At 51.6% G+C, this 20,095-nt stretch carries 19 protein-coding genes and 2 pseudogenes; 17 read left to right on the top strand and 4 right to left on the bottom strand.

The annotated features are described in order from the left end of the window. The 13 genes and pseudogenes from ACOTXC_RS01910 (at position 1) to dbpA (ending at position 12,229) form a co-directional block, all read left to right on the top strand. On the top strand, positions 1-2,451 hold the full coding sequence (locus ACOTXC_RS01910) for a type VI secretion system Vgr family protein (RefSeq protein ID WP_126489910.1): 2,451 nt from the start codon (positions 1-3) through the stop codon (positions 2,449-2,451). A gap of 20 nt (positions 2,452-2,471) precedes the next feature. Next, positions 2,472-2,891, top strand: coding sequence for a hypothetical protein (locus ACOTXC_RS01905; protein ID WP_233167257.1), 420 nt, complete (start codon positions 2,472-2,474; stop codon positions 2,889-2,891). 33 nt (positions 2,892-2,924) lie between these two features. Next, positions 2,925-3,356 carry a hypothetical protein gene (locus ACOTXC_RS01900; RefSeq protein WP_421767358.1) on the top strand — a complete coding sequence of 144 codons (432 nt, stop codon included), beginning with the start codon at positions 2,925-2,927 and terminating at the stop codon, positions 3,354-3,356. 549 nt (positions 3,357-3,905) lie between these two features. Further along, positions 3,906-4,382, top strand: coding sequence for a type VI secretion system lipoprotein TssJ (tssJ, locus tag ACOTXC_RS01895; protein WP_417932811.1), 477 nt, complete (start codon positions 3,906-3,908; stop codon positions 4,380-4,382). Between the two features lie 4 nt (positions 4,383-4,386). Then, positions 4,387-4,700: pseudogene (locus ACOTXC_RS01890) on the top strand (type IV secretion protein Rhs); the annotation flags it as partial. 108 nt (positions 4,701-4,808) lie between these two features. Then, positions 4,809-5,108, top strand: coding sequence for a hypothetical protein (locus tag ACOTXC_RS01885; protein ID WP_233167255.1), 300 nt, complete (start codon positions 4,809-4,811; stop codon positions 5,106-5,108). Between the two features lie 419 nt (positions 5,109-5,527). After that, on the top strand, positions 5,528-5,983 hold the full coding sequence (tssE, locus tag ACOTXC_RS01880) for a type VI secretion system baseplate subunit TssE (protein WP_126489914.1): 456 nt from the start codon (positions 5,528-5,530) through the stop codon (positions 5,981-5,983). Between the two features lie 23 nt (positions 5,984-6,006). Then, a complete protein-coding gene (locus tag ACOTXC_RS01875) occupies positions 6,007-7,338 on the top strand; it encodes a VasL domain-containing protein (protein WP_421767357.1) in 1,332 nt (443 codons plus the stop codon). Positions 7,339-7,363: 25 nt separating this feature from the next. Beyond that, the gene (locus ACOTXC_RS01870) at positions 7,364-7,852 is read left to right on the top strand and encodes a hypothetical protein (protein ID WP_165715961.1); all 489 of its coding nucleotides are present in this window, start codon (positions 7,364-7,366) and stop codon (positions 7,850-7,852) included. A 313-nt stretch (positions 7,853-8,165) separates the two neighbouring features. Continuing rightward, positions 8,166-9,296: a methyl-accepting chemotaxis protein gene (locus ACOTXC_RS01865; protein ID WP_022648264.1), complete on the top strand. Its 1,131-nt coding sequence runs from the start codon at positions 8,166-8,168 to the stop codon at positions 9,294-9,296. A gap of 90 nt (positions 9,297-9,386) precedes the next feature. After that, a complete protein-coding gene (zntB, locus tag ACOTXC_RS01860) occupies positions 9,387-10,370 on the top strand; it encodes a zinc transporter ZntB (RefSeq protein WP_045308186.1) in 984 nt (327 codons plus the stop codon). Between the two features lie 281 nt (positions 10,371-10,651). After that, positions 10,652-10,798 (top strand): hypothetical protein, encoded by a 147-nt coding sequence (locus ACOTXC_RS01855; RefSeq protein WP_369702450.1) that lies wholly within the window; start codon positions 10,652-10,654, stop codon positions 10,796-10,798. 57 nt (positions 10,799-10,855) lie between these two features. Beyond that, a complete protein-coding gene (gene dbpA / locus ACOTXC_RS01850) occupies positions 10,856-12,229 on the top strand; it encodes an ATP-dependent RNA helicase DbpA (protein WP_032624171.1) in 1,374 nt (457 codons plus the stop codon). A gap of 43 nt (positions 12,230-12,272) precedes the next feature. Here the strand turns inward: dbpA and ttcA are convergent, their stop codons facing one another. Then, on the bottom strand, positions 12,273-13,208 hold the full coding sequence (ttcA, locus tag ACOTXC_RS01845) for a tRNA 2-thiocytidine(32) synthetase TtcA (protein WP_001186974.1): 936 nt from the start codon (positions 13,206-13,208) through the stop codon (positions 12,273-12,275). Between the two features lie 48 nt (positions 13,209-13,256). After that, positions 13,257-13,442, bottom strand: a pseudogene (locus ACOTXC_RS01840) (tyrosine-type recombinase/integrase); the annotation flags it as partial. Positions 13,443-13,523: 81 nt separating this feature from the next. On the opposite strand from ACOTXC_RS01840, the gene ACOTXC_RS01835 reads away from it, so the two are divergent. The 3 genes from ACOTXC_RS01835 to ACOTXC_RS01825 all read left to right on the top strand — a co-directional run bounded on the left by ACOTXC_RS01835 (position 13,524) and on the right by ACOTXC_RS01825 (position 14,483). Next, complete coding sequence (locus ACOTXC_RS01835) at positions 13,524-13,655, top strand: hypothetical protein (RefSeq protein WP_421767356.1); 132 nt, start codon at positions 13,524-13,526, stop codon at positions 13,653-13,655. A 204-nt stretch (positions 13,656-13,859) separates the two neighbouring features. Further along, a complete protein-coding gene (locus tag ACOTXC_RS01830) occupies positions 13,860-14,057 on the top strand; it encodes a hypothetical protein (protein ID WP_022648260.1) in 198 nt (65 codons plus the stop codon). Between the two features lie 3 nt (positions 14,058-14,060). Beyond that, a complete protein-coding gene (locus ACOTXC_RS01825; RefSeq protein WP_023300213.1) occupies positions 14,061-14,483 on the top strand; it encodes a GFA family protein in 423 nt (140 codons plus the stop codon). A gap of 33 nt (positions 14,484-14,516) precedes the next feature. Here the strand turns inward: ACOTXC_RS01825 and ompC are convergent, their stop codons facing one another. Together ompC and nifJ are read right to left on the bottom strand one after the other, a co-directional pair. Continuing rightward, complete coding sequence (gene ompC / locus ACOTXC_RS01820; protein ID WP_022648258.1) at positions 14,517-15,644, bottom strand: porin OmpC; 1,128 nt, start codon at positions 15,642-15,644, stop codon at positions 14,517-14,519. Positions 15,645-16,031: 387 nt separating this feature from the next. Next, entirely contained in the window at positions 16,032-19,556 is a 3,525-nt protein-coding gene (gene nifJ / locus ACOTXC_RS01815; protein ID WP_421767355.1) for a pyruvate:ferredoxin (flavodoxin) oxidoreductase, read from the bottom strand. Positions 19,557-19,827: 271 nt separating this feature from the next. Here nifJ and ACOTXC_RS01810 point away from each other — a divergent pair, with 271 nt between their 5' ends. Next, entirely contained in the window at positions 19,828-20,094 is a 267-nt protein-coding gene (locus tag ACOTXC_RS01810; protein WP_003856935.1) for a DUF333 domain-containing protein, read from the top strand. Position 20,095 lies beyond the last annotated feature (1 nt).

Genomic DNA, 20,095 nt, shown 5'->3' with positions numbered 1-20,095 from the left:
ATGGATAACTGGTTAGCGCTTTTTGACGGACAGACCCGATATTTTCTGGATATCAATGACAGTTCGGTGAAGCCGGATGTTCTGCGTTTTTACGGCAGGGAAGTACTGAGCGAGCCGTTCAACTGGGACATCGAGTTCACCTCCGGGCAGGCGAACATTCCCCCGGAACAGGTGCTGATGAAATATGCGTCGTTTCGGATGCGCAGCGGCAAAAATGTGCACGGCATGGTGACCCGCCTGGAATGGCTGTCTACATCAAAAGACCAGTCCCGTTACCGGCTCACGCTCAGTTCCCGGCTGGCGCTGCTGGGATACACCCGGCAGTGTACCGTATTTCAGAACCAGTCCGTCCCGGAGGTGGTGGAGCAGGTGCTGCGCAAACACGGACTGGACGGGGCTGATTTTGAATTCAGACTGGAGCGCAGCTACCCGGCGCGTGAACTTATCACCCAGTGGCGGGAAACGGACCTGCAGTTCATCCGGCGCATTCTGTCGGAGGTGGGGATTTACTGGCGTACGGAGATGGACGACGTGCGCAGTCTGGATACGTACATTTTTGCCGACAGCCAGCTGAACTACCGGTTTGATGTGCGCCTGCCCTACAGCGAGCTATCGGGTCTGTTCGACGGCGCGGCAGAATCGGTCTGGGATGTGCGAACCTGGCACAACATTGCCACCGGCACCGTCGCCACGCGGGATTATAACTACCGGACCGCCACCACGCCGATGGATGCGACGGTCAGCGTGCGTAATGAGGCGGTCACTACCGGGGAACATTACCGCTACGCCGCACCTTATCGTGACGCGGGTGATGACGCCAGCCCTGAGCCGGAAACCGAATCCGGCGCGTTTTATGCCCGGCTTCATCACGAGCGGGAACTCAATAAATCAGCCCGTATCCACCTGTTCAGCAATGCCGCCCACCTTACGCCGGGGCAGGTGTTGGAGCCGCAGGGGGATGTCATTACGGCCCTGAAAGAAGGCGTCCTCCTCACGCTGGTGACCTTCCGGGGCGCCCGGGATTCCCGTCTGCATGTGTCGGTCTGGGGCCTGCCTTACAGCGAACGCTATTGTTACCGCCCGGTGGAAATCCCGCGTCCGGAAATTCACGGCACACTTCCGGCCCGGATTGAAAGTCGTGAGAAAAATGATATCTACGCACATCTGGATGAGCAGGGGCGCTACCGGTTGAAGCCGGACTTCGACCGGGAGGGGACGGAGCCGGGTTACGGCTACCTGTGGCTGCGGATGGCGAAGCCATATGCCGGTGAAACACTCGGCTGGCACACACCGCTCACCGACGGGACCGAAGTGGCGGTTGCGTACAGCAATGGCGATATTGACCTGCCCTATATCGCGTATGCGCTGCACGACTCTGAGCATCCGGACCACGTTAACCGGGACAACCACACCCGCAATATCCTGCGTACACCCGCGAACAATAAGCTGCGGATGGAAGACAGGCGTGGTGAGGAGCACTTCAAGCTCGCGACAGAATACGGTAAGACACAGCTCAACAGCGGGCATCTGGTGGACAGCCAGGGGCAACGTCGCGGCCAGGGCACTGAGCTGCGCACCGACGAGTGGGGAGCCCTGAGGGCCGGGAAGGGACTGTTTGTCAGTGCGGATGCACAGGCGAAGGCGCAGGGTGACGCACTGGACATGAACGCCGCGCTGAAGGAAATCGACCGGCTCAATCAGCATCTGCAAAAACTGGAAATGGCAGCAGAAAAGGCGCAGGCGCTGAAAGCGGATGTCGACAGCCAGATAAGGATGTTTGAGCAACGGCTGAAACCGCTCAACGAAGCCGTGCTTTTCTCGGCGCCGGAAGGGATAGCGCTGACCAGCGGCGAGCACCTGCAAATGGCGGCCACGAAAAACGTCGCCATTAACGCCGGGGGCGATATCAGCGTCGGGACAATGGGCAATCTGACAGCGCTGGCCGGAGAGAAGCTGGGGCTGTTTGCCCGGACCGGTCAACTGAGCCTGAAATCCGGAGAAGGGCCGGTGGAGGTGCAGGCGCAGAATGCCAGCCTGCGATTATTTGCAGAGAAGAAGCTGACGCTGAGTTCAGCAAGTGATATCTCGTTTGCCGGAAAAAAACGCATCACGCTGATTGGCGGCGGGAGTTACCTGCGGCTTGAGGCGGGGAGGGTGGAGTATGGCACGACAGCGACGTATCTGCGGAAGGTGAAAAGGACAATGGCTGCGAGTTCAACCACAATGTCAACATCTTCAAAAACAATGCATGTAGTTGAGGATTTAAGCAAACCGGGATTCTTTGATGAACAATTCCGAGTGCTGGATGATAATGGCAAGCCTTTAGTCAACGTCCCGTACTTTATCCGTAACGAATATAATGAAACATTTAAAGGGGTCACCGATTCTCAAGGTTTATGCAAACGCGTTTTTACAAAGGAATCATCCAGGATTACGTCTGGCTGGGAATAGAAGCGTTGGAGAAATGGTAAATGACTGAACAATCAACTTTAACCAATGAAACTCCACATTCAACGTACGATGTAACTGGGTTATTAATGCCCGCTCGAGCGTTTTTCTTTATAATTGTTGATGAACCAGGGAAAGATGGTTTTTTAGTAAGAAAAATATATGCATCGACAGCTAATCCTTACCTCTCGAAAATGGACTTGGAACCACTCAGAATGCTTTCTGAGACAGATCCTGAAAGATATGGCTTAATCCCTAAAAATACTGATTCAGCAGTTAGTGTTGCTGAGCATGTTATGGGTAATAATAAATCCCCTTATATTTCTACAAGCTCAGCTTTTCCTGAAGGGTCTCCCAGGTTTGATGGTAAAACAATATATATTGATGTTGAAAAAGCATTGAAATCAGGAGCGGAGTTAATAACAACTGATGAAATACTATAAGCATTTGAAGAATACAAGGCAGAAAACCCTCACTTGGAAAAGCGTATTGATAAAATTGCTGCGTATGTTAGAGATGTAGATAAGGAAATATTGGTTAAAGGTGAGAAAGTGCCTGCAAATGCTATCTTCACACCAGAATCGCTTAAATTTGTAAAAGGTATAGCAAAGGCAGGGCGAGTGGTTCAGGTTGTGGGGATTGTGTTAACAGCTTATGATCTTGAGCAGGCAACAGAAAAATCTATAACAACCGGAAGTGTAAAGCCTGTCAGCGCAGAAGTTATTAGGCAAGTAGGTGGGTGGGGAGGATTTGTGGCCGGAGCTAAAATAGGAACCGCTACCGGTATGGCTGTAGGGGTGGAGACAGGGCCTGGTGTCGTAATTGCTGGGCTTATCGGTGGGATAATATGTGGTGTGGCCGGATACTACGGCGCAGATTGGGTTGCGGATTACATAGATGAAAATTAATTTATCAAGTATTTTTAGGAAAAAAAACGCTCTTCAAAAAATTTATCCAAGGTCATCATTTTTCCCCCTGATTGAATTAAAGTATTCATATCCTTTTTTTAGATCCTTAGAAAGGAATAATATATATGCTTATTCATCAAGAATTATGGTTAAACCTGAAGGCTTAAAAAAATAGAGGGCACAGTTAAAGCGCTTTTTTGCAAAGAAATAACTCAGGAAAAGGAATTTATTTCCTTTAAGGGAAAAGCACTGCACTATTTTAAATTTGAGGAGTTTGATCAGACTGTAATTGATATAATTACAAATAATGTTGATTTCATAAGAAAAATACTGTGTGAAAAACTTGAACCACCAGCACCTGATGTTGTTTTTCCAGATTTTGATTTTGAGTCTCTTGGTAGTTTGCAAGGAAATATAGAGTTCTGGTGGGATGTCTATTGGTCTCCTTTTTGGAACGCTCTGTCTGAAGAAGATAAGATGATTTATTTACATCAAAAAAATATATCAAATGGGCTAAGAGATTTTTTAATGTTACATAACTGATGAAATTTGCTCGCCGGTTGCGGCCTGACCCAGACTGTCACTGATGGCCCCGTCAGCATGACCAAATCCATCTTCTACAAGAAAATTAAAACGCTGTATCTGGATTTTACCCCGCGTACGGCCATTAACGCTGATGGCGCACAGACACCGCTGGCGACGATGGTGCGTGTCTGGCAGCTCAAAGATCGTAAAGCGGTTGATGCCGCCGATTACCAGACGCTGCTGCGCAAGGCCGATACGGTACTTAAAGACGACGTACTGGCATCAAAAGAGCTGCTGGTGATGCCCAATGGCAGCGTGACGCTCAATATGCCAATGGATGAAGACGCTCAGTTCGTGGCTGTGGTGGAGCTGTTTAATCGACCGGATCAGAAGGACAACCGCTGGCGCCTGGTGCTGACCCGTGACGACCTCGACCCGGACAAGCCCCGCACGATTGAACTGGGTGATGGCTGGCTCAGTCTTGTGCCGGTAAAGGAGTGACGTGATGGATAACTGGTCAGCGCTTTTTGACGGACAGACCCGTTACTTTCTGGATATTAATGACTGTGAAGTGAAGCCGGATGTCCTGCGTTTTTACGGCAGGGAAGCACTGAGCGAGCCGTTCAGCTGGGACATCGAGTTCACCTCCGGGCAGGCGAACATCCCCCCGGAACAGGTGCTGATGAAATATGCCTCCTTCCGGATGCGGAGCGGCAAAAGTGTGCACGGCATGGTGACCCGCCTGGAATGGCTACCACCTCAAAGGACCAGTCTCACTACCTTATCATTCATTTGAATAAGGTAGATTTGGAGGAATATGTTTACTGGAAAGAGGTGAATATAAATGCATAGCTTTATAAAAAAACGTGCTGCTTCATGTTGATATCAGTTTTCTTCTTTTGTGTTTTGCTAATGGTGATTAAGATCATGGCTTATCAAAACGCAATCAAGAATGATTCTATATGGAGTCGAGATAATAAATGCGAACTGACTACTTATATTCCTGACTATCGACCATATGGTGGTATCGGGAGAGTATTACGGTTGTTTTCCAACCAATCTTTTTTTGTTATATATGATTCCAATGGGAATAAAATAAAAAGCTCTGCATGGCACTTTTGGCAAGCTCAGTTCTCTGATTCAGTTGCACCAGAATGGCACGGGCAATATGAAATGTATCCAACAAGTGAAGGGTGGGCTGGATGGAAAATTCCAGAGTGTGGTTAACGTTTAAAATGCCAATTCCCTCCGCCCTCTTGGTCAGAATTGACCTGGGAACGCGATTAAGGCAATGAAATAGTATGGGCTATAGCGACTTATTACCGCAAGTACGGTAAGGATCATATCAGTATCCGGTCATACTAATCGCTGATACGGATGAATATAAAATCTTAACAAATAGGTGAATACTGAAAGGTTGCTCTGGCGGCCAGTGTAATGACAAAGACAGGTAAGACCAGGACTCGCTACACCTGAATCAGTCACTGGGCTTAAAGCCGCGAAGGAAATAAGGCGTGAGTCAGCGAATTACATTGCGGCTGGCAGCGTTATAGCAGCTGCAAATAAGCAGGAATAATGCTGAACCCTACCCGTCAATGTCTAAACAATGGATGCTTTGCAAACGGAATGTGTTTATATAATGACTTATGCCAAAGGGACATAATACGCCATCGCTGTATGAAATGCTGAGCGGCAATTTCTCAGGTGGCCTGAACCTCAACCAGTTCAGCGAACAGAATCAGGTGATTTTATCAGTACTCGATAACATGCAGCGCATCCTCAACTGCCGCGCTGGTACGCTGGCTCACCTGCCAGACTACGGCCTGCCGGATATGACAAAAATCCTCCAGGGAATGCCCGGGACCGCCCACCAGCTGATCACCACACTGTCGGCTGTGTTGCTGAAATACGAGCCGCGCCTGAGCCGGATCAACGTGGTGATGCAGGAACAGATTCAGCCCGGTGAACTCCGCTACGCCATTGACGCGGAGCTGAAGGGGGTGGGGCTGGTGCGCTACGGCACGGAATTTATGCCCGAGGGCAGGGTATTAATCCGTCATCTGAAACAACAGCAATACCTCGATGCACGAGCCGCCATCTAGTTATTACTCAGGTTAAAACAGTTATGACAATAAATTCTGAACGCCAACTTAAAACCGGCGGGGATCCGCGCACGCTTGCGGGTTACGCTGCCTTGCGCGAAGAAATGAACAAGCTCACCCATCCGGCACGCCCGGATGTGAACTGGCAACACGCGGAAACGCTCTGTCTGTCACTGTTCGGGCATAACGGTGTGGAGCTACAAACGGCTGCCTGGTATACGCTCGCCCGTACGCATCTGGCCGGATTGTACGGTATGAATGAGGGGCTTGCGTTACTTGCTGCACTGGTAGCCCGCCAGTGGGGAAACCTCTGGCCACAGCCTGTCCATGCGCGAATCGAAATCCTTAGTGCACTCAGCAAGCGCCTGCAACAGGTAGTACGAACGCTATCGCTGACGTACGCTGACTTAGGGCAGCTGTATCAGTCTGAAGAGCATCTGAGCGCTTTGGGGGACGTCTTGCAGCGTATGGAACTCAAGCATGCTACTCAGCTTGATGCTCTGCGCACGATGATGCAGAACGCAGCAGTGCGTCTGGAAAACAGCGAAAATACGGACATGAGTCTGCACGGTGACGCATTGGGTGCTACGGAAATTCACCTCGTCGGACCGACTGAGCGTAGTAAATGGGTTTATGTGGTTGAGCCCGAGCCGGTGCTGAACGTTGGGGTGGTTAAAGAACCTCCGGTGTCGATGAAACCCTGGAAGCCATTTGCTGCAGGTATGTTGACCATGCTGGTGGCAGCCAGTGTCGTCGCAGGAGGATGGCAGATGTTGCATGCGCCAGATTCGGCACAAGCGCAGCTAGCCGCGGCTCTGGCTCCTCTACCTCAAGGGCTATCTACAGGGCAATTAGAGGCGCTGCAACAAACGTCACCGTCACCGGAACCGGGGATTGGCAGGACACAACAGCTGTTAGCGCAGCTTTTACAGTTGAAACCAGACTGGGCAGTGAGCTTCGGCGACCGTCTGGTGCAGCAGGCGCTGACGCTGTGGCCGGAAGAGGCCAAACCCCTGGCGCAACATTGGCAGAAACAGATGAGTATCGCTGCGCTAGCAGATTTAGATCTGAATGGATGGCATCAGGGTATGGCGCAGTTGCAGCAGTTGACGAACAAGCTGAACGCACTGGATGAACAGAAGGGGAAGTACATAACGGTGAGTGAACTAAAATCAGACGTGTTTGCCATGTCGCAGTCATTTAGCCAAACCATACCGCTTGAGGAGCAGCTTCGTCTGCTTTCCACTTTACCTGCCGGGCAACCCCGGTCAGCAGCGCAGCAAAACAAGGTCGAACAACATCTTCAGAAGTTGATTGTCAGCTACGCCCTGCTGAAGCACAAAAAAGAACAATAAGACTGGCGAAAAACACGGAGTTAACATGTCAGCAAGAGAGCGTTTTTTTAAGAAAGTGCAGCAGAATAACGTAAATAAACCGATTCATATTAATTCGGCTGAAGCCGAAGTCAGGGTTTTTTGTCAGCGGATGGATGATCTTGCACAGCAAATTATTGTTTGGTTTGAGGGTTCTGGTATTGAAGTCCTGTTATCCCAAAAGCATATCACCGATTTGAGTACGGTCGGCTACAGCCTCAGTAGCAGTATATGTCGTTATGTCATCACGACTGTCATTCTGCGAAATGGAGATCGCAGCGTCAGCATTATGCCAGAACAGATCATCAGGGGATCAGAGAAGGGGTGTATGACAATGTGCATTAATGCCCCCGGCAGTATATCGGGGGAGAGGATATACCATTTAAGCATGGCGCCTGAAACAGGCTGGTATATTCGTCGCGGACATCAAAGTGTGAAAGAGAATGTTCTCATGACGGAGGACTATTTTTTCCAGTCAGTCGACTGTCTGGCCTGAACGTAAGCCAGCCTGGTGGGAGGTCACGGTAACGTAGTTGATATATATTAACTACGTTAACTTATTAAGCATGACTAAACAATGTTGCCCTACGGTACTCCTTCTTAAATAGGTAAGCGCTAATATTTAAGGGGGGGCGGTAACCAAACTACAAGCTGGATATTTACCGTATATCATGCTTTTTATCTGCCTTAAGCGAAACTGCTCTAATCAAACTGCAAAACAACAAACCAACGACGAACGTGAGGACAAAATACTGTGGCAATGCTATAAACCTTAGAGCCCACAAAAATATAAAGTCGTAGGAAAAACTATGCTAAGAAATATTAGTGTCAGAACCTTCATTGTCTATTTCCTTTTATGTGTGTTTTTGGTAAGTGATGGAGTTATAGCGCTATTTTCAGGGAGTTTTTCGCTTTTTATTGCAGTCATTATCGTACAATGTATCGCCTTAATTTTACTCTGGGCGTATATGACAAAATATCTTGTGACGCCGATCAATACTGTGAAAAAAAGTATTGAAGAAGTGACGTCAGGCAATCTCGGCGTGTCGATCCCTGAATTCGGCAACAACTGTGCGGGACGACTGATCCCGGGCATTAATAGTCTCTCCAGCAACATTGCAACGCTGGTCCGTGAAATCCGCGCCTCCTCGCAAACCGCGATGACCCTGTCAGATCAGCTTTCTTCACGCAGCGCGCAGCTTTCCGTTAAAACAGAACAGCAGTCAGCTTCGCTGGTGCAAACGGCAGCCAGCATGGAAGAGATGGCTGCAAGTACAAAAAATAATGCCGACAATACCCGTTTAGCCAGCGAACAGGCGAATATCGCGACGTTGCAGGCGCGTAAAGGCGGAGAGTTAATGGGGCAGGTCGCGAACAATATGCAATCAATTACCGACTGCGCCCAGCAAATGACAGAGATTATCTCGCTGATTGACGGTATCGCTTTCCAAACCAATATACTGGCGCTTAATGCTGCCGTTGAAGCGGCAAGAGCGGGCGACCATGGTAAAGGATTTTCAGTAGTCGCTGGTGAGGTCAGAAGCCTGGCGCATCGTAGCGCCGAAGCGGCAAAAAATATTAAGTCATTGATTGAAGTCACCAGCCATAACGTGACGCAGGGCGTTAACGTAGTCTCTGAAGCTGAAAAAAACATGCACGACATCGTTACCGGCTCGGGCAACGTGAGCCGACTGATGGATGAAATTTCCGCCTCAACATCGGAACAAGAAAAAGGGATTTCACAAATCACGCTGGCATTGTCAGAGCTGGAACGCGTAACACAGAGCAATGTGTCGATGGTTGAAGAACTCAACGGTTCGTCAGATGTGCTGCGCAATCAGGTGATTGAACTTCAGACACGAACACGTAATTTCCGTCTGAAGAACGAGTACCAGGCTGATAATGCGTTAATAAGCCGCGAATGGGTGGTGAATTCCTGAGCATATTCAGGATGATGCCTCACATAATTATTGCTTAACCCTCGACGAAAGCTAGACTGACACCGAAAGAGATAAATCGGTGGAGGCGCTGTGGAGAGCATTAAAGGGTCTGAAGTTAACGTACCTGACGCGGTTTTTGCATGGGTACTTGATGGGCGCGGGGGCGCAAGGCCGCTTGAAGATCAGGATCACATCGACAACGAACACCCATGCTGGCTGCACCTCAACTACACGCACCCGGACAGCGCCGAGTGGCTCGCGTCCACGCCGCTATTGCCCAACAACGTTCGGGATGCGCTGGCGGGAGAAAGTCTCAGACCTCGCGTCAGCCGGATGGGTGAGGGGACGTTAATAACACTGCGTTGCATAAACGGCAGTACGGATGAGCGTCCGGATCAGCTGGTGGCAATGCGTGTCTATATGAATGAACGATTGATTGTTTCCACCCGTCAGCGAAAAGTGCTGGCGCTGGATGACGTCATTAACGATCTGAAAGAGGGCACGGGGCCTACGGATTGCGGAAGCTGGCTGGTGGATGTATGTGATGCGCTGACCGATCATGCCAGCGAGTTTATTGAGGAACTCCACGATAAAATCATCGATCTGGAAGACAACCTGCTCGATCAGCAAATTCCCCCACGTGGTTTTCTGGCGTTGTTGCGAAAACAGCTTATTGTTATGCGCCGCTATATGACCCCGCAGCGCGACGTCTATGCGAGACTGGCCAGCGAACGCATGAGCTGGATGAATGACGATCAGCGTCGCAGAATGCAGGATATTGCTGACCGGCTGGGACGTGGTCTGGACGAAATTGATTCGTGTATCGCCAGAACGGCGGTCATGGCGGATGAGATAGCACAGGTAATGCAGGAGTCATTAGCCAGGAGAACCTATACCATGTCGCTGATGGCGATGGTCTTTTTACCGAGTACGTTCTTAACCGGGTTGTTTGGCGTCAATCTTGGGGGGATCCCCGGCGGTGAATATCACTATGGCTTCACCACGTTTTGCATCATGTTAGTGGTTTTGATTGGGGGTGTTGCATGGTGGTTGCATCGTAGTAAATGGCTGTAAATTTACGCATTTTCTAATGCAGCGACTGCTTCAAAACGACATTTTAATTGAGCGAAGTCAATAAACTTAGACCATGTTAGGTGCAATATGACTCCCGCAGGTGAATGCAACGTCAAGCGATGGGCGTTGCGCTCCATATTGTCTTACTTCCTTTTTTTGAATTACTGCATAGCACAATTGATTCGTACGACGCCGACTTCATAGTCGGCTTTTTTTTGCCTCCTGTTTATCTGCGTCTACCCTTTAGGGGTAAGCACCCTAATCTGGAGGAAAAGATGAGTATGCTACTTGCCCTGCAACGCCTGAACACATGGCAGTCCGATCCGGTGCCCACCGATCCGACCCCAATTCCCGATCCCATCCCGCGTCCGCAGCCGATGCCGGATCCGCCACCGGACGAAGAACCGATTAAATTGTCGCATCGTTAGCGGAGATCTGCGAGGATACGCGCCATCTGACTGCAATCATTACCATGAGAGTATATTGTGACCGCTTTTTCCACGCTGAACGTTCTGCCTGAAGCCCAACTGACAAACCTGAATGAGTTGGGTTACCTCACTATGACCCCTGTCCAGGCCGCCGCGCTGCCGGCTATCCTTGAAGGCCGGGATGTGCGCGTGCAGGCGAAAACCGGTAGTGGAAAAACGGCTGCATTTGGACTCGGCCTGTTGCAGCATATTGATGCAACCCTGTTTCAGACCCAGTCCCTGATACTCTGCCCGACGCGCGAGCTGGCCGACCAGGTCGCGGGTGAGCTGCGTCGTCTGGCGCGTTTTTTGCCTAACACTAAAATTTTAACGCTCTGCGGCGGGCAACCGTTCGGTGCGCAGCGCGATTCCCTTCAACACGCGCCGCATATCATTGTGGCAACGCCGGGCCGTCTGCTCGATCACCTGCAAAAAGGCACCGTTTCACTCGATGCACTGCAAACGCTGGTGATGGATGAAGCTGACCGCATGTTGGATATGGGATTCAGCGATGCGATTGACGACGTGATCCGCTTTGCGCCCGCCACACGTCAGACGCTGCTTTTTTCTGCCACCTGGCCAGAGGCGATTGCGGCGATCAGCGGGCGCGTGCAGAAGAACCCGCTGACCATTGAAATCGATACTGTCGATGCGTTACCAGCGATTGAGCAGCAGTTCTTCGAGACGTCGCAGCAGGGCAAAATTCCACTGCTGCAAAAATTGCTTAGCCAACACCAGCCAGCGTCCTGCGTGGTGTTCTGTAATACCAAAAAAGATTGTCAGGCGGTGTGCGATGCCCTGAATGATGCCGGACAGAGCGCATTATCGCTGCATGGCGATCTGGAGCAGCGCGATCGCGATCAGACGCTGGTGCGTTTCGCTAACGGCAGCGCTCGCGTGCTGGTTGCAACGGATGTGGCGGCTCGTGGCCTGGATATTAAATCGCTTGAACTGGTGGTGAATTTCGAACTGGCATGGGATCCGGAAGTGCATGTCCACCGCATCGGGCGTACCGCGCGTGCGGGTAACAGCGGTCTCGCGATCAGCTTCTGCGCGCCTGAAGAGGCGCAGCGTGCCAACATTCTTGCGGAAATGCTGCAACTGAAACTCAACTGGGTGAATGCCCCAGGTAATATCAGCATCGCTCCGCTGGCGGCGGAAATGGCCACCCTGTGCATCGACGGCGGAAAAAAAGCCAAAATGCGACCCGGTGACGTTCTGGGGGCGTTAACAGGGGATATCGGTCTCGACGGGGCAGATATTGGCAAGATCACGGTCCATCCTGCACATGTCTATGTAGCGGTTCGCCAGTCGGTTGCGCATAAGGCCTGGAAACAGTTGCAGGGCGGGAAGATTAAAGGGAAAACCTGCCGCGTTCGGCTGCTGAAGTAAGGGAAAAAAGCGTCTCAGAAGCACTGTCTGAGACGCAGTCAGGTTATTTCACTTCCACCACGTTCAGGCGCAGTTCATCGAATTGCGCATCCTCTTCCTCTGGCTGCCAGCCAGCAGGCTGCATCGGGATCTCTTCGCGGTCAAACGCCAGATCCCCGCCGTTCACCACCTCTGAACCGTGGTTAATCCCTTTGAAATCGAACAGTTCAACATCGGCGAGGTGCGAAGGCACCACGTTCTGCATGGCGCTGAACATGGTTTCAATGCGACCCGGATAGCGTTTATCCCAGTCACGCAGCATGTCGCCAATGACCTGACGTTGCAGGTTCGGCTGTGAACCGCACAGATTGCACGGAATGATAGGGAAGGCTTTGGCCTGAGAGAAACGCTCAATGTCTTTCTCGCGACAGTAGGCGAGTGGGCGGATCACGATGTGTTTGCCGTCGTCACTCATCAGCTTCGGTGGCATTCCCTTCATTTTGCCGCCGTAAAACATATTCAGAAACAGTGTTTGAAGAATGTCGTCCCGGTGATGACCAAGCGCAATCTTAGTGGCGCCCAGTTCGGTTGCGGTGCGGTACAGAATGCCGCGACGCAAACGTGAGCAAAGCGAGCAGGTCGTTTTGCCCTCCGGGATCTTCTCTTTAACAATGCCGTAGGTATTCTCTTCTACGATTTTGTACTCAACGCCCAGGTTCTCAAGGTACTCCGGCAGGATATGCTCCGGGAATCCTGGCTGTTTCTGATCGAGGTTAACCGCGACCAGGGAAAAGTTCACCGGTGCGCTTTGCTGTAGATTGCGCAGGATCTCCAGCATGGTGTAGCTGTCTTTACCGCCCGACAGGCAGACCATGATGCGATCGCCTTCTTCAATCATGTTGAAGTCTGCAATGGCTTCGCCCACGTTACGGCGCAGTCGCTTTTGCAGTTTATTCAGGTTGTACTGTTCTTTCTTGTTAATCTCTTGATTTTGTTGCATCTATTCGTTACTCAGATCTCAAATGGGGCACAGGGTGAGAAAACGATTTCAAAGCGTCAGCTTCGTGTTCATCTCTTCTATCCATGTAGCATAGATTTCATACACCATCTGCGCATTTACGTGCCCCATCTGGTTAGCGATAAAAGACGGGTTTGCGGCTACCGGTAAAAACCAGCATGCGAAAGTGTGTCGTGTATGGTACGGATTGCAGCGCCGAATGCCAGCACGATTTACAAATGAGCCCCTCAAAGAAGTTTGGTTAAGACTAACGGGTTGTCTACACTTACAGCTTACGCAGTAAAAACGGAGGTGAAAATGTCTGACCGTCCCGTTAATGGTGACCATCCTGATTATAATCCCAGCCCGGATAACCCGGGAAAGGATGGAAGAAAACCGAAAGATGATCCTGGCTCAGCGCCTGAATCAGGCGATAAAGATCCAGAGTAATGACCAGCCGCCTTTACGAAGGCGGTTTTAACACCCATTACGGCCTCGCTATGCGCAACGCTATTCACGATATTCCGATACCCGCTCAGAACCCCCTGTTTTGCCGGACGAGAAGGTGAGATAAAGCACCGACCTCTTCCCCGCGTTCCAGCACGTTTTACAGTTCTCCTGCTACGCTTTTGAGGGGAACAAGGGAGCGCTTCTATGAAAAATAAAGACGAACAGACAGGATTAGTTGGGCTGGCGATTGGTGCCGCCGTTATCGGGCTGGTTTCAGCGCAGAAGATCATCAACCGTGAAAGTATTGTCGATGAGCTGGTGAGGCTCGGCAGGCAGAAGGGGGATGGTGTCGAAGATGAGGTCTTTTTAAAAGCGGCTGAGTTAGTGAGAAAAGGGGTATAAGCGATGGCTGAAATTCGTCATGCACAGTGTCATTGTGGGGCGGTGAAATTTACTGTTGAGCTGACGGACGGCCTGAATACCGCACGGCGATGTAGCTGCTCGTTTTGCAGGATGCGCGGGGCAGTAGTGGTTTCCGCGCCGTTGACGGGTATTAAGGTGACGCAGGGCGCGGACACGCTCACAGAGTACCGTTTCAACACCGGCACGGCGCGCCATTTCTTCTGCTCGGTTTGCGGTATTTACACGTTCCATCAACGACGTTCCAATCCCAATGAATATGGTGTGAATGTCGCCTGTCTGGAAAATGTTACGCCATTCGACTTCCCGGAAGTGGCGGTAATGGATGGGATAAATCACCCTATGGATGGCGACAGCGGGGTAATTGGCTATCTCTCTTTTCGCAAAGAACAGGCGAAACAGAGATAAAATTAGCCCGCAGATCGCTGCGGGCTAACGGGATTAGAACTGGTAAACCAGACCTAACGCTACGATGTCATCCGTACCGATGCCATTGTTTTTGTAGAATGAATCATCTTCATCCAGCAGGTTGATTTTATAATCAACATAGGTGGACATGTTTTTGTTGAAATAGTAGGTAGCACCGACGTCAGCGTATTTCACCAGGTCTTTATCGTCCTGTCCATTGCCCAGATCTTTACCTTTGGACTGTAAATAGGAAACAGCCGGGCGCAGACCGAAATCGAACTGATATTGTGCGGTCACTTCAAAGTTCTGGGTTTTATTTGCAACCGCATCTGCATTGTCGCCGTACGGCGTCATATTACGGGTTTCGGAATACATTGCAGCCAGGTAAATGTTGTTGGCATCGTATTTGAGGCCTGCGGTCCATGCATCCGCAGTATCACCGCCCGCAGTAGTGTAATTTACCTGATCGTTAGTACGGTCAGATGAAGCATATGCCGCGCCTGCGCTGAAGCCCATGCCGAAATCATAGGTTGCGGAGATACCGTAACCGTCACCATTTTCATGACGTGTATCACGACCGTTGTTGGTCCCTTCATTGGTAGAGCAGAAATTCTCATCGCAGTTATTACCTTCATTATTACCCTGATACTGCACCGCGAAGTTCAGACCCTGCACCAGACCAAAGAAGTCGGTGTTACGGTAGGTCGCCACGCCGTTTGCACGACCGGTCATAAAGTTATCGGCATAAGTATAAGAGTCGCCACCAAATTCTGGCAGCATATCGGTCCAGCCTTCTACGTCGTACAGGACGCCATAGTTACGGCCGTAATCGAAGGATCCGTAGTCGCCTACTTTCACACCCGCGAAGGCCAGACGCGTCCAGGACTGATTGTCAGAGCCTTCGGTGTTGTTAGCCTGAATGTTGTATTCCCACTGCGCGTAACCGGTCATCATGTCGTTGATTTGGGTTTCACCTTTGAAACCCAGACGCATATAGGTTTGGTCGCCATCTTTTGACGCATCGTCAGAGAAATAATGCAGACCATCTACTTTGCCATACAGATCCAGTTTATTGCCGTCTTTATTATAAATTTCAGCTGCGTGAGCGGCTCCAGCCATTAACAAAGCGGGGATCATCAGTGCCAGTACTTTTCTTTGCATTTTGATTATTCCTTTGCAGTTATTTTTTTATTGCTTAGTGAACTTTCCGGGCTGGAAAGCTGTCCCATGCTAAATCACACAGAGGGCTGATGAATAAAATATAATTGTTACGGGTTGAGTAAAATCTAAAGCAAATGATGCGTTTGAAATAACAATTGATGCCGTGAATTAATCGTTATAATCGATACAAAATAAAAATTATTAATTAAGTGGTAAAGAAGGTATTCTCCATGGCGTTATATGCCTTTAAGATTTTTTCATCCATAATTCACGTGAATATTGTTCAGAACGTTGAGGCAATTTTCACCGAACTTCTGGATTAGCCCGGTGCACGTGCATCGGGCTTTTTTATGGCAAAAAAATGCCCGGACAAGCCGGGCATAACGGTTATTCGCTGGTTGATTTTTCCGCTTTCCCCGCCAGCTGTGCAAGGAAGTCATAACGCTTCTGAAGATCCGCTGCCGCGTCCCTCCATAGCTGCTCTGCTACTTCTGGTTGTTGAGCGTTCAGCCTGCGGAAACGCTGCTCCTGAAGTAAGGTTTCGGCAAGGGCGTCTGAAGGCGGACGGGAATCCAGCGCCAGCGGTAATTTTCCTTCATCGGCACGGCGCGGGTCAAAGCGGTACAGCGGCCAGAAGCCGGTTGCGGTAAGCTGACGCATCTGGTCGTGGCTAAGCGCCAGATCGTAGCCATGCTCCTCACACGGGCTGTAGGCGATGATCAGCGACGGGCCAGGATACGCTTCCGCTTCCTGTATGGCTTTCACCGTCTGGTTAAGCTGCGCGCCCAGCGAAATCTGCGCGACGTAGACGTGTCCATACATCATCATGCTGACGCCCAAATCTTTACGCGCCTTACGTTTGCCATGCTCACCAAATTTCGTGACCGCACCCAGTGGCGTTGCTTTCGAGGCCTGTCCGCCGGTGTTGGAATAACACTGAGTATCAAGCACCAGAATGTTAACGTTTTCGGTGAGGCTCAGGACGTGATCAAGACCACCGAAACCAATATCGTAGGCCCATCCGTCGCCACCGATCAGCCAGATAGATTTTTCAACCAGCGCGTCAGCATCGGTCAGCAGTTGTTCAGCCCCTTCAACACCCTGAAGCGCGTGGCGCAGTTCAGCAACCTGTGCGCGACGAACGTCAGGCGTGGCCTCCGCATGCAGGGCGTCATTCAGCTCTGCCGGGATTTTATCGGCAAACTGTTCCAGCAGACGCATTACGCGGGCGCGGTGCTGATCGACCGTCAGGCGGAATCCCAGACCAAATTCCGCGTTATCCTCAAATAGCGAGTTTGCCCAAGCCGGGCCGCGGCCATACGCGTCGGTGGTATAAGGCGTGGACGGCAAGTTCCCCCCATAGATTGACGAGCAGCCCGTCGCGTTGGCAATCAGCATCCGGTCGCCGTAAAGCTGGGTAAGCAGTTTGATGTACGGCGTTTCACCGCATCCGGAACACGCCCCGGAGTACTCGAAGAGGGGGGTGATGAGCTGCGAGGTACGAATGTCAATACGTTCCAGCTTGTTGCGATCGATTTCGGGCAGGTCGAGGAAGAAGTCATAATTCACTTTCTCTTCTTCAACATGTTCCAGACGCGACAGCATATTAATGGCTTTGATTGAGGGATCCTGACGATCTTTCGCCGGGCACACCTCGACGCACAGGTTACAGCCGGTACAGTCCTCTGGTGCCACCTGAAGAACATATTTCTGGCCACGCATATCACGGGATTTTACATCCAGCGAGTGCAGACTTTCCGGTGCGTCCGCCATCGCTTCTGGCGACACCACTTTGGCGCGAATGGCCGAGTGCGGGCAGGCCGCCACGCAGTGGTTGCACTGGGTGCACAGCTCTTCTTTCCAGATAGGGATCGCTTCGGCAATGTTGCGTTTTTCCCAGCGGGTCGTGCCCATCGGCCAGGTGCCATCAGGCGGAAGCGCAGAGACGGGAAGAGTGTCGCCCAACCCGGCAAGCATCGCCGCCGTAACGGTTTTGACGAAATCCGGGGCAGCGTCAGACACCACTGGCGGCCGGTTCGGGCTGCTGGTATTGACCGGCTGCAACGGCACCTCGAACAGCGACTCGCGGGCCAGCGCCAGCGCCTGCCAGTTGCGCTCAACCAGCTCCTGACCTTTGCTGCTGTAGCTTTTGGCTATCGCCCCCTGGAGCTCCATCAGCGCGCTGTCGCCCGGCAGAATATTGGTCAGGTGGAAGAACGCCATCTGCATAACCGTATTGATACGCGCGGCCAGGCCGCACTCGCGGGCGATCTTCGCGGCGTTAATGACATACAGGCGCGCCTGTTTCTGGTTTAGCACCGCCTGGACTTCCTGGGGCAGTCGTGCCCAGACCTCATCGGCGCTATACGGGGTGTTGATCAGGAAAATACCGCCGGGCTTCAGGCGCTCGGCCATCTGGTATTTATCGATAAACTGGAGCTGATGACAGCCAACAAAATCCGCCTGAGAAATCAGGTATGCCGAGCGGATTGGATGTTCGCTGACGCGCAGGTGCGAGACGGTCAACCCGCCCGCTTTTTTGGAATCGTAAACGAAATACCCTTGCGCATACCACGGCGTGGAGTTACCGATAATTTTGATGTTGTTCTTGGTCGCCGAGACGCTGCCGTCGCTGCCCAGACCGTAGAACAGCGCTTCCAGTTTCGCATTCGAGGGCAGGGTGTTTTCCGGCAAAGGGAGAGAAAGGTTAGTCACGTCATCATAAATGCCGACCGTAAAGCGCGGCTTCGGTTTTGCCTCGCGCAGTTCAGCAAATACGGCCAGGACGCACTCCGGCCCGAACTCTTTGGAAGACAAACCATAACGCCCGCCAATGACGCGCGGCAGCGTTTCGCGTTCACCGTGATTAAACGCCTCAGCCAGAGCGGTCATAACATCAAGGTAAAGGGGTTCAGCCTGCGCGCCAGGCTCTTTGGTGCGGTCAAGTACCGCCACGGCACGCGCGCTTTCCGGCAGGGCAGCGAGCAGATGTTTCGCAGAGAATGGACGGTAGAGGCGAACTTTTAGTACGCCAACTTTTTCACCACGCGTAAGAAGCTCATCGACCACCTCTTCACAGGTGCCGATGGCGGAGCCCATCAGGACGATCACGCGCTCGGCCTGCGGATGACCGTAATATTCAAATGGCTTATATACGCGACCCGTCGCAGCGGCAAAATCGTCCATCGCCTGTTCGACGTGCTCATATACCGCGTTGTACCACGGGTTTGTCGCCTCGCGGGACTGGAAATAGGTATCCGGGTTGGCAGAGGTACCCCGGATCACCGGATGTTCCGGATTGAGGGCCCGAGCGCGATGGGCATCAATGTCAGCCTGCGGCAGCAGGTTCAGTATGGTGTCATCCGGCAGCGGAACGATTTTATTGATCTCGTGAGAGGTGCGAAAACCATCGAAGAAATGAATAAATGGCACTCGACTTTTCAGCGTGGCGATATGCGAAATCAGCGCGAAGTCCTGTGCTTCCTGCACGCTGCTGGCGCAGAGCATAGCGCAGCCGGTCTGACGCACGGCCATCACGTCTGAGTGGTCGCCAAAAATAGAGAGCGCGTGTGTGGCTACAGTACGTGCGGCGACGTGCAGGACAAACGGCGTTAATTGTCCTGCCAGCTTGTAAAGCGTGGGGATCATCAACAGCAGCCCCTGAGACGAGGTGAACGAGGTCGACAGGGCACCGGTCTGCAACGCACCATGCACGGTGGCAATGGCGCCGGCTTCGGACTGCATCTCAACAACCCGCGGGACATCGCCCCAGACGTTTTTTACCCCATTACCAGCCCAGGCGTCAGCCTGTTCAGCCATCGTGGAGCTTGGGGTGATGGGGTAGATGGCGATAACTTCGCTGGTGCGAAACGCAACAGACGCGACTGCACCATTGCCGTCAATAGTTTGCATAGGACAACACCCTTACATTGCGCAAAAATGAAGGGCCTGTAAAACGACGACAGACCCTGAATATTATCTGTGTATTTTAGCAAAGCTCAGGTTTTACGATTTTCGCTTTTGTGTCCTTGGGATGCGCTGTATCAATGACTGGATGGCTATTCGCGATAAAAAATTGCGAGAAATTGTTACCAGAGCGCATAAATACGCACATCCACTCTCGACGATGCGGCGCGTGATGCCTATTATGCATAGGTTTCGCTTTAACTATGGGGAGGAAGGTATGCGTTCTGCATTTTGGGTCGGATGTGCCGCGTTACTGTTGTCGGCATGCAGCAATGAACCTGTACAGCAGGCGACAGCGGCACACGTTACGCCAGGTATGCGAGCGGCTATGTCCAGTTCAGGCCAGGCCAACTGCGCAATGATCGGAGGGTCACTCTCCGTTGCCCGTCAGCTCGACGGCTCCGCTATCGGCATGTGCGCGTTGCCAAACGGCAAACGCTGTAGTGAGCAGTCGCTTGCCGTAGGATCGTGCGGGAGTTACTGAG

This window comes from Enterobacter cloacae complex sp. IR5428 (assembly GCF_049238585.1).
GTDB classification, from domain to species: Bacteria; Pseudomonadota; Gammaproteobacteria; order Enterobacterales; family Enterobacteriaceae; genus Enterobacter; species Enterobacter intestinihominis.
Note: the sequence above shows the minus strand (reverse complement) of the source record. Positions and strands in the feature narration are given on the sequence as shown.

Bases quoted from the DNA above. Each gene is read 5' to 3' on its own strand.
- ACOTXC_RS01910 (WP_126489910.1), top strand. From the start codon at position 1: ATGGATAACTGGTTAGCGCTTTTTGACGGACAGACCCGATATTTTCTG.
- ACOTXC_RS01905 (WP_233167257.1), top strand. From the start codon at position 2,472: ATGACTGAACAATCAACTTTAACCAATGAAACTCCACATTCAACGTAC.
- ACOTXC_RS01885 (WP_233167255.1), top strand. From the start codon at position 4,809: ATGGCTTATCAAAACGCAATCAAGAATGATTCTATATGGAGTCGAGAT.
- tssE (WP_126489914.1), top strand. From the start codon at position 5,528: ATGCCAAAGGGACATAATACGCCATCGCTGTATGAAATGCTGAGCGGC.
- ACOTXC_RS01875 (WP_421767357.1), top strand. From the start codon at position 6,007: ATGACAATAAATTCTGAACGCCAACTTAAAACCGGCGGGGATCCGCGC.
- ACOTXC_RS01870 (WP_165715961.1), top strand. From the start codon at position 7,364: ATGTCAGCAAGAGAGCGTTTTTTTAAGAAAGTGCAGCAGAATAACGTA.
- ACOTXC_RS01865 (WP_022648264.1), top strand. From the start codon at position 8,166: ATGCTAAGAAATATTAGTGTCAGAACCTTCATTGTCTATTTCCTTTTA.
- ACOTXC_RS01855 (WP_369702450.1), top strand. From the start codon at position 10,652: ATGCTACTTGCCCTGCAACGCCTGAACACATGGCAGTCCGATCCGGTG.
- ttcA (WP_001186974.1), bottom strand. From the start codon at position 13,208: ATGCAACAAAATCAAGAGATTAACAAGAAAGAACAGTACAACCTGAAT.
- ACOTXC_RS01835 (WP_421767356.1), top strand. From the start codon at position 13,524: ATGTCTGACCGTCCCGTTAATGGTGACCATCCTGATTATAATCCCAGC.
- ACOTXC_RS01830 (WP_022648260.1), top strand. From the start codon at position 13,860: ATGAAAAATAAAGACGAACAGACAGGATTAGTTGGGCTGGCGATTGGT.
- ACOTXC_RS01825 (WP_023300213.1), top strand. From the start codon at position 14,061: ATGGCTGAAATTCGTCATGCACAGTGTCATTGTGGGGCGGTGAAATTT.
- ompC (WP_022648258.1), bottom strand. From the start codon at position 15,644: ATGCAAAGAAAAGTACTGGCACTGATGATCCCCGCTTTGTTAATGGCT.
- nifJ (WP_421767355.1), bottom strand. From the start codon at position 19,556: ATGCAAACTATTGACGGCAATGGTGCAGTCGCGTCTGTTGCGTTTCGC.
- ACOTXC_RS01810 (WP_003856935.1), top strand. From the start codon at position 19,828: ATGCGTTCTGCATTTTGGGTCGGATGTGCCGCGTTACTGTTGTCGGCA.